Origin of the sequence: Micromonospora parva (genome assembly GCF_000718515.1) — a bacterium.
In the GTDB taxonomy this organism is placed as follows: Bacteria; Actinomycetota; Actinomycetes; order Mycobacteriales; family Micromonosporaceae; genus Micromonospora; species Micromonospora parva.
The window spans coordinates 89,792-97,222 of sequence record NZ_JNZS01000022.1; the positions used below are offsets into that span (position 1 = coordinate 89,792).

The window sequence follows — 7,431 nt, forward strand, 5'->3', positions numbered from 1 at the left end:
CGTTGCCAGGCAGACTGGGGAAGCCATGTCTCCGCTCCGGCCCACCCTCCGCCTCCACGACCGCTACGTGCTGCACGAGCGGATCGGTCTCGGTGGCATGTCCGAGGTGTGGCGTGGCGACGACGAGGTGCTCGGGCGGCCGGTGGCGATCAAGGTGCTCGCCGGGCAGTTCGCCACCGACCCGCAGCTGCGGGCCACCATCCAACGCGAGGCCCGCGCGGCCGCCCGGCTGACCCACCCCCACGTCACCCAGGTGTACGACTACGCCGAGGCGACCCTGGCCGACGGCGTCGTCGTGCCGTACCTGGTGATGGAGCTGGTCGACGGTCACAACCTGGCTGACCGGCTACGGTCCGGGCCGATGCCCTGGCCGGAGGCCGTCCGGATGGCCGGGCAGATCGCCGCCGCGCTGGCCGCCGCGCACCGCATCGGCGTCGTGCACCGCGACGTCAAGCCCGGCAACGTCATGCTCACCGACACCGGCGCCAAGGTGCTCGACTTCGGCATCGCCGCGCTCGGCGGCCTCGACAGCCAGTCCGGCGAACCGGTGATGGGCACCCCCGCCTACTTCGCCCCGGAACGGCTCACCGCCGGCCCACCCGACCCGGCGAGCGACGTGTACGCCGTCGGCGCGCTGCTCTACCGCACCCTCACCGGGCAGGCGCCACTGCCCGTGCAGAGCTGGGAAGACGCCCTGGAGGTGCACCGGCGGGGCACCCCGGTGCCGCCGCTGCGGGTGCCCGGCCTCCCCGCCGACATCGCCCAGCTGACCGTCGCCTGCCTGGCCGCCAACCCGGCCGACCGGCCGAGCGCCGCGCAGCTGCCCCGCCGCTTCGGCGCCGGTCAGCCGGTCGAGCCGCCCACCGAGCTGCTGCGCGTCCGGCCGGCCGCCCACCCGCCCACCCTGATCGACCGGTCGGTTCTGGCGCGCCCCGTCCCGGCTCCCGCCGTGCCGGCTCGACGTCGACAGCGTCGGCCCCTCGCCGCGCTCGTCGCGGCCGTGCTGGCCGTGCTGGTCGGCGTCGGCGCCCTGTTCGCGCAGAATCCGTTCGACAACCCGGGCACACCCGACCCGGCAGAGATCGCCGAGGCGCCCTCGACCTCCGCGCCGGCCCCCGCGCCCACGACGCAGTCGCCGACGCCGGCCGCACCGTCCACGCCGTCCGTGCCCCCCGCCAGCACCGCACCGCCGACGGGCGGGCAGCAGATACCGGTCAGCTTCCGGGAGGTGACCAGCGAGTTCGCCGCCGTCCTCGCCACCGCCGTCGCCCGCGGCGACGTCGACCCGAAGACCGCCGAAGACCTGCGCGACGACCTCGCCGACCTCAACCGCCGCACCAGGGACCGCGCCAAGCGCGTCGACGACCTGCGGGACCGCATCGCCGAGTTGGTACGACGAGACCGCCTACCAGCGCAGACGGGCGCGAAGCTGGACGCTCTGCTCACCCAGGCGGGCGGCTCCTCCTTCGGCCGTACGGACGACTGATACCTCCGTCGATACCGCTGGCATGATGTCCCGATGCGGACACGTCTGATCTTCGTGCGACACGGCGAGTCGGTCCACCAGCTCGAAGGAATCGTCGGTGGGCCGCGTGGTTGTCGGGGCCTCACCGCCCTCGGCCACGAGCAGGCACACCACCTGGCCAACCGGCTCACCGGTGAGGTCGCCGCCGACGGGCCGGTGGCGGTCTACTCGTCGGTGCTGCGCAGGGCCGTCGAGACCGCGCAGCCGATCGGTGCGGCGTTCGGCGTCCGGCCCGTGGCCGACTGTGGTCTCTGCACCTGGCACACACCCCCGTACGCCGACGGCCTGCCGACCGCCCTCTTCCGCACCGACCACGCGGTGGCGGGCGGCGGCGTGTTCCGTCCGTTCGAGGAGGGCAACGAGAGCTGGGCCGAACTGGTGGTCCGCGTCAGCCGCGCGATCATGGAGATCGCCCACCGGCACCGGGGCTCCACAGTGGTTCTGGTCGGCCACAGCGAGACCGTCGAGGGCGCGTTCCACGCGCTCGGCGCGCAGCCGGTCTTCCGGGCGTTCGACCTGGACGTGCCCCCGGCCTCGATCACCGAGTGGACCACCGACCACGACCCCGGCGGGTGGCCACCGGCCCGCTGGACGCTGCGTCGTTTCGGCGACAACGGCCGGTGGGCTAGAGCGTGATCCAGTACCGCCGTGCGGAACCGGGTTCGGTGTCCCGGATCTCCTCGGGGACGCCGCCGTGGTGCTCGATCGTCGCCGCCGACGCGACGTTGTCCGCCGCGCAGACCAGCAGCACCCGACCCAGCCCGAGGGCCCGGGCCGTACCGAGCATCCGGCCCAGTGCCCACGTCGCCAGCCCACGCCGACGCGCGGACGGCCGGATGCCGTAACCGATGTGGCCCGCGACCCGCAACAGGCGGTCGTCGGGCCGGTGGCGAAGCGCGATCCCGCCGAGCACCCGGTCGTCCTCGACGATCCACCGGTACGTGCACACCGGGCCGGCGTCCGGCCGTTTCCCCGGGTCGGACTGGTCGGCCAGCCGGGTCACCCAGGCCGCGAAACCCTCCGGCGAGCGCACCTCATCTGTCGACCGCAGCCCGAACCCGTCCTCGTGCGGGCCAGGACCCCACTCGTCGTGGGCCGCCAACCAGGGGGCGTGCAGGCGGACGGTCGGTGCGACCAACTCGGGCATGCGTCGAGGCTATTCGGCGTTCACGATCTGCTCACGCAGGATCTCCGCGTGCCCGCAGTGCTGCGCCAGCTCCCGCAGCACGTGCAGGTACACCCAGCGCAGCGGCAACGGGCCACGGCGGTTGCCGCGAAGCACGTCGTCGAGGCCCAGGCCGGACGTGGCCCGGCGGGAGGCTTCGCAGGCTTCCCGGTGCGCGCGCTGGATGCTGGCGATCGTGTCGCCGTCATCGAGGATGAACGACTCGTCCGGCGTGGCGGGGATGCCGATCTCCGAGCGGGGTCGACACGTGACGGCCTCGTCGAACCAGACCTTCTCCACGAACGCGGCGTGCTTGACCAGGCCCAGCAACGTGGTCCGGGACGCCACCAACGAGCGGCGCGCCTGCTCCTCGGTCAACCCGTCCAGACAGCCGTTGAGCGCCCTGCGGTGCTCGTCGATGAACGCCTCGAACTGCGTCTGCGCTGACTGGCCGACGACATCATCGGCGAAGGTACCCGGGAAGGCGGTCATTCCCGAAGCATTACAAGGTCATCGCCGGTGCGCAAACACATTGGTCAGCCGATGCTGACGCTGACCGACCCGCCCGGGTCGGTGCCCGCGCGGGCGAAGACCCTGCCGTCCGGCGTCCAGACGCCCGAGCGCCCGGCCGCCTCACGGAAACCGCCGCCGGTCGACCCGGCGAAGCTCGCCACCGCCACCCAGACCCGGTGCGCGGTGGCGATCCGGTGCGCCCGCTGGTCCGTCACGGCGGCGTCGCGGGCGGACTCCAGGACGCCCCCCGCGTACACGTCGATCCCGAGCGCCGCGGTCCGCGCCGCGTGCGCGACCACGCCGGTGTCCTTGCAGATCGCCAAACCCACCCGCCAACCGTCCACATCGAGCACGGCCGGCGCACCGCCGGGCCGGAACCGGCGGGCTTCCGCGTCCCCCAGCCACATCTTCCGGTACGCCACCGTCGCACCGCCGCCGGTCACCGCCAGCATCGCGATGTGCTCGCCCGCGACCGGCGCACCGACCAGGGCCAGCGCGTTCGTCTCGGCGCACGCCTCGACCAGTGGCGTCAACAGCGGGTCGTCGACCGACACGACCGGCGCGTCCAACTCGTACCCGGTCAGCGACAGCTCCGGAAAGACCACCAACCGGGCACCCGCCGCGCGGACCGCGGCGGCGTGCGCCCGCGCGTTTGCCGCGACATCCAGGGGTACGCACAGCGGCTGCACCACCGCGAGCCGTAACGGGGTGCGGCTTTCCACACCCCCACCGGTGCGGTCGCCCCGCGCAGCCGGGCGGTCGGCCTCATGGTCGGTTCTCAGGATGACTTCGTAACGTGGGCGCATGATTCGAACGTCCCACGCCGTGTTCGCCACCGGAACCCCCGCCGCCGCAGCGGAACCACCGCAGGACGGGATCGTCGGCTACGTCACTGACCTGGTGGAACGACTCGGCGGGCCCGGTGCCGGCCTGGCGGTGGCGTTGGAGAACCTCTTCCCGCCGATCCCCAGTGAGGTGATCCTGCCGCTGGCCGGGTTCGTCGCCGCGCAGGGCCGGATGAGCCTCTTCGGTGCGATTTTCTGGACCACGCTGGGCTCGGTGCTGGGCGCGCTCGCGCTCTACCTGATCGGCGCGGCGCTGGGACGCGATCGCATGCGCGCCATCGTGGCCCGGCTTCCCCTGGTGAAGCTCAGCGACGTGGACCGGACCGAGGCGTGGTTCCTGCGGCACGGCGTGAAGGCCGTCTTCTTCGGCCGGATGATCCCGATCTTCCGGAGCCTGATCTCCATTCCGGCCGGCGTGGAGCGGATGCCGGTGAGCACATTCCTGCTCTACACCACCCTGGGCAGCCTGATCTGGAACACCACCTTCGTGCTCGCCGGCTACCTGCTCGGCGACAACTGGCACCTCGTCGAGGGCTACGTCGGCACGCTCCAGAAAGTGGTGATCGTGGTCTGCGTGGCGGCGGCGGCCTGGTTCGTCGGGTCCCGCGTGCTGCGCGCCCGCCGCGCCGCCCGCAACCCCGAGCCGACCGAACCCGAGCAGAGCGCACTGAACGGGGTGCCCGACCCGGGTGGTCGCGGCACGCTCTACCGCAGCGGATCGTGGGCCTCCGACGAGCGCTAGTCAGCGCCACTGGTGTCTCTGCTCCTTGCCTTCGCTCGGCTGCCCTGATGCGCCAGCCGGGGCACTTCGCGGGCGCGGCAGGTGATGCGTACCGTGCGGAACCGGCTCGGCCCGAAAGGCGGATGAGATGGCGGCGCAACAGCGAACCGGCAGGTGGTGGCTTCGACTGCCGGTCGGCGTCGCCGCCGGAACCGCGACGGCCGCCGTCGAGTTCGTCTTCCTCGTCGTCGCGGCCGTCGCGTTCACCGGGTGCGCGTTCGCGCCGGCCGCCGGCCGTCGGATCACCGGCCTGACCAGCAGGTACGCGGGATGGCTGGTGCGGATGGAACATCGCCGCCTCGTCGGACTGCTCGCCGCGGCGGATCTGCCCGCGCCGAACGCCGTGGCGACCCGTCGCCAGGTCGGCTACCTGGCCGCCCGACTGCTTCCCGGCACGCTCGGCCTGCTGGCGTACGCAGTGCTCGGCGTCGGCGTGGTGCTCGCCGGGATCGTGCTGACCGCGGCGGTGCGCGGAGAGCTGACAGTCCTCGACGCCGTGTCCCAGATCGCCGTCGGGGCGGTGTTGCTACTGCTCAACGGTCAGGCCGTCGCCAGCATCGCCGCACTGGACGTCCGGCTGGCCCACCGACTGCTCGGCCCGGGAAGCCGAGCGGAGCTGACCCGGCGGGTCCACGAGCTGACCACCAGCCGGGCCGGGGTCATCTCCGCCGTCGACGCCGAACGGCAGCGCATCGAACGCGACCTGCACGACGGCCTCCAACAGCGGCTGGTCGCCCTCGGCATGCTGCTCGGCCGCGCCCGGCGTACCCGCGACACCGACCGCACACACGCACTGCTCCTCCAGGCGCACGAGGACGTGCAGCGCGCCATCGAGGAGTTGCGCCAGGTGGCGTGGCGCGTCTACCCGTCGGCGCTCGACGGCGGCGATCTGGGCGAGGTGCTGACCATCGTCACCCGCGGCTCAGAGGTGCCGGTGCGGATCCGGTACGAGCTACCCGTCCGCCCCCAGCGGCAGACTGAGACGGTGCTGTACTTCGTGGCCTGCGAGGCGCTCACCAACGCCGCGAAACACGCCGCCGCTAACCTGGTCACCGTCGAGATCGGCGTACAGGATGGGTGGATCCGGATGCGCGTGCACGACGACGGCGTCGGCGGCGCCGACCCGACCGGGCGCGGATTGTCCGGGCTGGTGCGGCGGGTCGCCGCGCTGGACGGCCGGCTGACGGTCACCAGCCCGGCCGGCGGTCCGACGACGGTGCTGACGGAGTTGCCGTGCGACTAGTCCTCGCCGAAGACTCGACGCTGCTCCGGGAGGGTCTGACCCGGCTGCTCGCCGACGAGGACCACGAGGTGCTCGCGGCGGTCGGGACCGCCGCCCACCTGGTCGAGGCGGTCGAACGGTCCCGTCCCGACGTGGTCGTCACCGATGTCCGGATGCCACCCACCCACACCGATGACGGGCTGCGGGCCGCACTGGAGATCCGTCGCCGGTGGCCCGACACCGGCGTCCTCGTGCTCTCCCAGTACGTGGAGCGGCGGTACGCCGGGCGGCTGCTCGCGGATCGCCCCGAGGGGGTCGGCTACCTGCTCAAGGACCGGGTCGCCCAGGTGGACGACTTCCTCGACGCACTCGACCGGGTCGCCGCCGGCGGCACCGCCCTCGACCCGGAGGTGGTCCGCCAGGTGGTGGCCGGCTCGGAGCGGCCCGAACCGCTCGGTCGGCTCACCCCCCGGGAACGGGATGTGCTGCACGAGATGGCCCAGGGGCACACCAACCTCGCCATCGCCCAGCGGCTGCACGTGTCGCAGAGCGCGGTCGAGAAGCACGTCAACGCCATCTTCGACAAACTCGACCTGGCCCACACAACCGGCTACAGCCGGCGGATCCTCGCCATCCTGCGCTACCTGGACACCTGACCCACCCCGCACCGAACGCCGCCCGCCACGGGACCGAGCCCCGTGGCCAGCGCTCTTTGCGCCGGGCCATGGCCGGCTGGCGGGGCCGGTGCGCCGGTCCGTGCCGGCATACGGAGCCAGGCCGGGCGTGGGTGGGCCGGGCCGCCATGATCGACTCGGGTTTCATGAAGTCGGGGTGTCCCGGCGTCCCGGATCCCCCGGTTTCCGTGAACCCGAGTGGATCACGGGCGTGCGGGCCGGTTCGGTGCCGGTGAGTCCGTGGTTGTGTGGGTGGTGTGTCGGGTTGTGGGGTGTTTGTGGGTGGTGGCCGGGGGCACGCGTAGGCGGGAATCGTGGTCGGGCCGGGGTCGTTACACACCCTGACGATCGCAGCACCACCTCCCGCCGCCCGGTCTTCACGGGCGCGGGATCCGAGGTCCGGCAGGGTGGAATGCCCCCCGCCACCCGGTCGTTATGGACCCCACGACCGACCGCAGGCACCGCCGTGATGGGGGTGCCGACAGGTTGGGCCACCCCCGGAATGACCCCGGCCCCCCGGTCGTTACACCTGGACCCCGGCGCCACGAGCCCCCCGCTCGCAGGCCGCCGACCCCTCAGACTTTCCCGGTTTGTTTGTGCAGCGCCGGACGAGGTGCTCACACCCTGCCGCCGTTCCCCCCTTTGGCGGTTCGGGTGTTCCTACCCCCGAAGGAGCTACCCCCATGAACACGATCTTCCGTAAGAG

8 protein-coding genes are annotated in these 7,431 nt (G+C 72.7%); 5 read left to right on the plus strand and 3 right to left on the minus strand.

Annotated elements, in window-relative coordinates; all coding sequences use genetic code 11:
- Positions 1-25 precede the first annotated feature (25 nt).
- Positions 26-1,486: a serine/threonine-protein kinase gene (locus IF22_RS0125970; RefSeq protein ID WP_030336409.1), complete on the plus strand. Its 1,461-nt coding sequence runs from the start codon at positions 26-28 to the stop codon at positions 1,484-1,486.
- Between the two features lie 33 nt (positions 1,487-1,519).
- On the plus strand, positions 1,520-2,161 hold the full coding sequence (locus IF22_RS0125975) for a histidine phosphatase family protein (RefSeq protein ID WP_030336412.1): 642 nt from the start codon (positions 1,520-1,522) through the stop codon (positions 2,159-2,161).
- Here IF22_RS0125975 and IF22_RS0125980 read toward each other — a convergent pair.
- Genes IF22_RS0125980 through IF22_RS0125990 form a run of 3 tightly spaced genes read right to left on the minus strand, consistent with a single transcriptional unit; the run spans position 2,151 to position 3,925 of the window.
- The gene (locus IF22_RS0125980; protein WP_030336415.1) at positions 2,151-2,672 is read right to left on the minus strand and encodes a GNAT family N-acetyltransferase; all 522 of its coding nucleotides are present in this window, start codon (positions 2,670-2,672) and stop codon (positions 2,151-2,153) included. The two genes, IF22_RS0125975 and IF22_RS0125980, sit on opposite strands and share 11 nt — an antisense overlap.
- A gap of 9 nt (positions 2,673-2,681) precedes the next feature.
- On the minus strand, positions 2,682-3,182 hold the full coding sequence (locus IF22_RS0125985) for a DinB family protein (RefSeq protein WP_030336417.1): 501 nt from the start codon (positions 3,180-3,182) through the stop codon (positions 2,682-2,684).
- A gap of 44 nt (positions 3,183-3,226) precedes the next feature.
- On the minus strand, positions 3,227-3,925 hold the full coding sequence (locus tag IF22_RS0125990) for a carbon-nitrogen hydrolase family protein (protein WP_030336419.1): 699 nt from the start codon (positions 3,923-3,925) through the stop codon (positions 3,227-3,229).
- 82 nt (positions 3,926-4,007) lie between these two features.
- Between IF22_RS0125990 and IF22_RS0125995 the strand changes: the two genes are divergently transcribed.
- The 3 genes from IF22_RS0125995 to IF22_RS0126005 all read left to right on the plus strand — a co-directional run bounded on the left by IF22_RS0125995 (position 4,008) and on the right by IF22_RS0126005 (position 6,707).
- Complete coding sequence (locus IF22_RS0125995) at positions 4,008-4,790, plus strand: DedA family protein (protein ID WP_030336420.1); 783 nt, start codon at positions 4,008-4,010, stop codon at positions 4,788-4,790.
- A 127-nt stretch (positions 4,791-4,917) separates the two neighbouring features.
- Positions 4,918-6,072, plus strand: a complete 1,155-nt coding sequence (locus IF22_RS0126000) for a sensor histidine kinase (RefSeq protein WP_030336422.1) — start codon at positions 4,918-4,920, stop codon at positions 6,070-6,072.
- Complete coding sequence (locus IF22_RS0126005) at positions 6,063-6,707, plus strand: response regulator (protein WP_030336424.1); 645 nt, start codon at positions 6,063-6,065, stop codon at positions 6,705-6,707. Before IF22_RS0126000 ends, IF22_RS0126005 begins: the two co-directional genes overlap by 10 nt.
- Positions 6,708-7,431: the final 724 nt, after the last annotated feature.

Excerpts from the sequence above, each read along its gene's own strand:
- IF22_RS0125975 (WP_030336412.1), top strand. The coding sequence starts at position 1,520 with ATGCGGACACGTCTGATCTTCGTGCGACACGGCGAGTCGGTCCACCAG.
- IF22_RS0125980 (WP_030336415.1), bottom strand. The coding sequence starts at position 2,672 with ATGCCCGAGTTGGTCGCACCGACCGTCCGCCTGCACGCCCCCTGGTTG.
- IF22_RS0126000 (WP_030336422.1), top strand. The coding sequence starts at position 4,918 with ATGGCGGCGCAACAGCGAACCGGCAGGTGGTGGCTTCGACTGCCGGTC.
- IF22_RS0125995 (WP_030336420.1), top strand. The coding sequence starts at position 4,008 with ATGATTCGAACGTCCCACGCCGTGTTCGCCACCGGAACCCCCGCCGCC.
- IF22_RS0125985 (WP_030336417.1), bottom strand. The coding sequence starts at position 3,182 with ATGACCGCCTTCCCGGGTACCTTCGCCGATGATGTCGTCGGCCAGTCA.
- IF22_RS0125970 (WP_030336409.1), top strand. The coding sequence starts at position 26 with ATGTCTCCGCTCCGGCCCACCCTCCGCCTCCACGACCGCTACGTGCTG.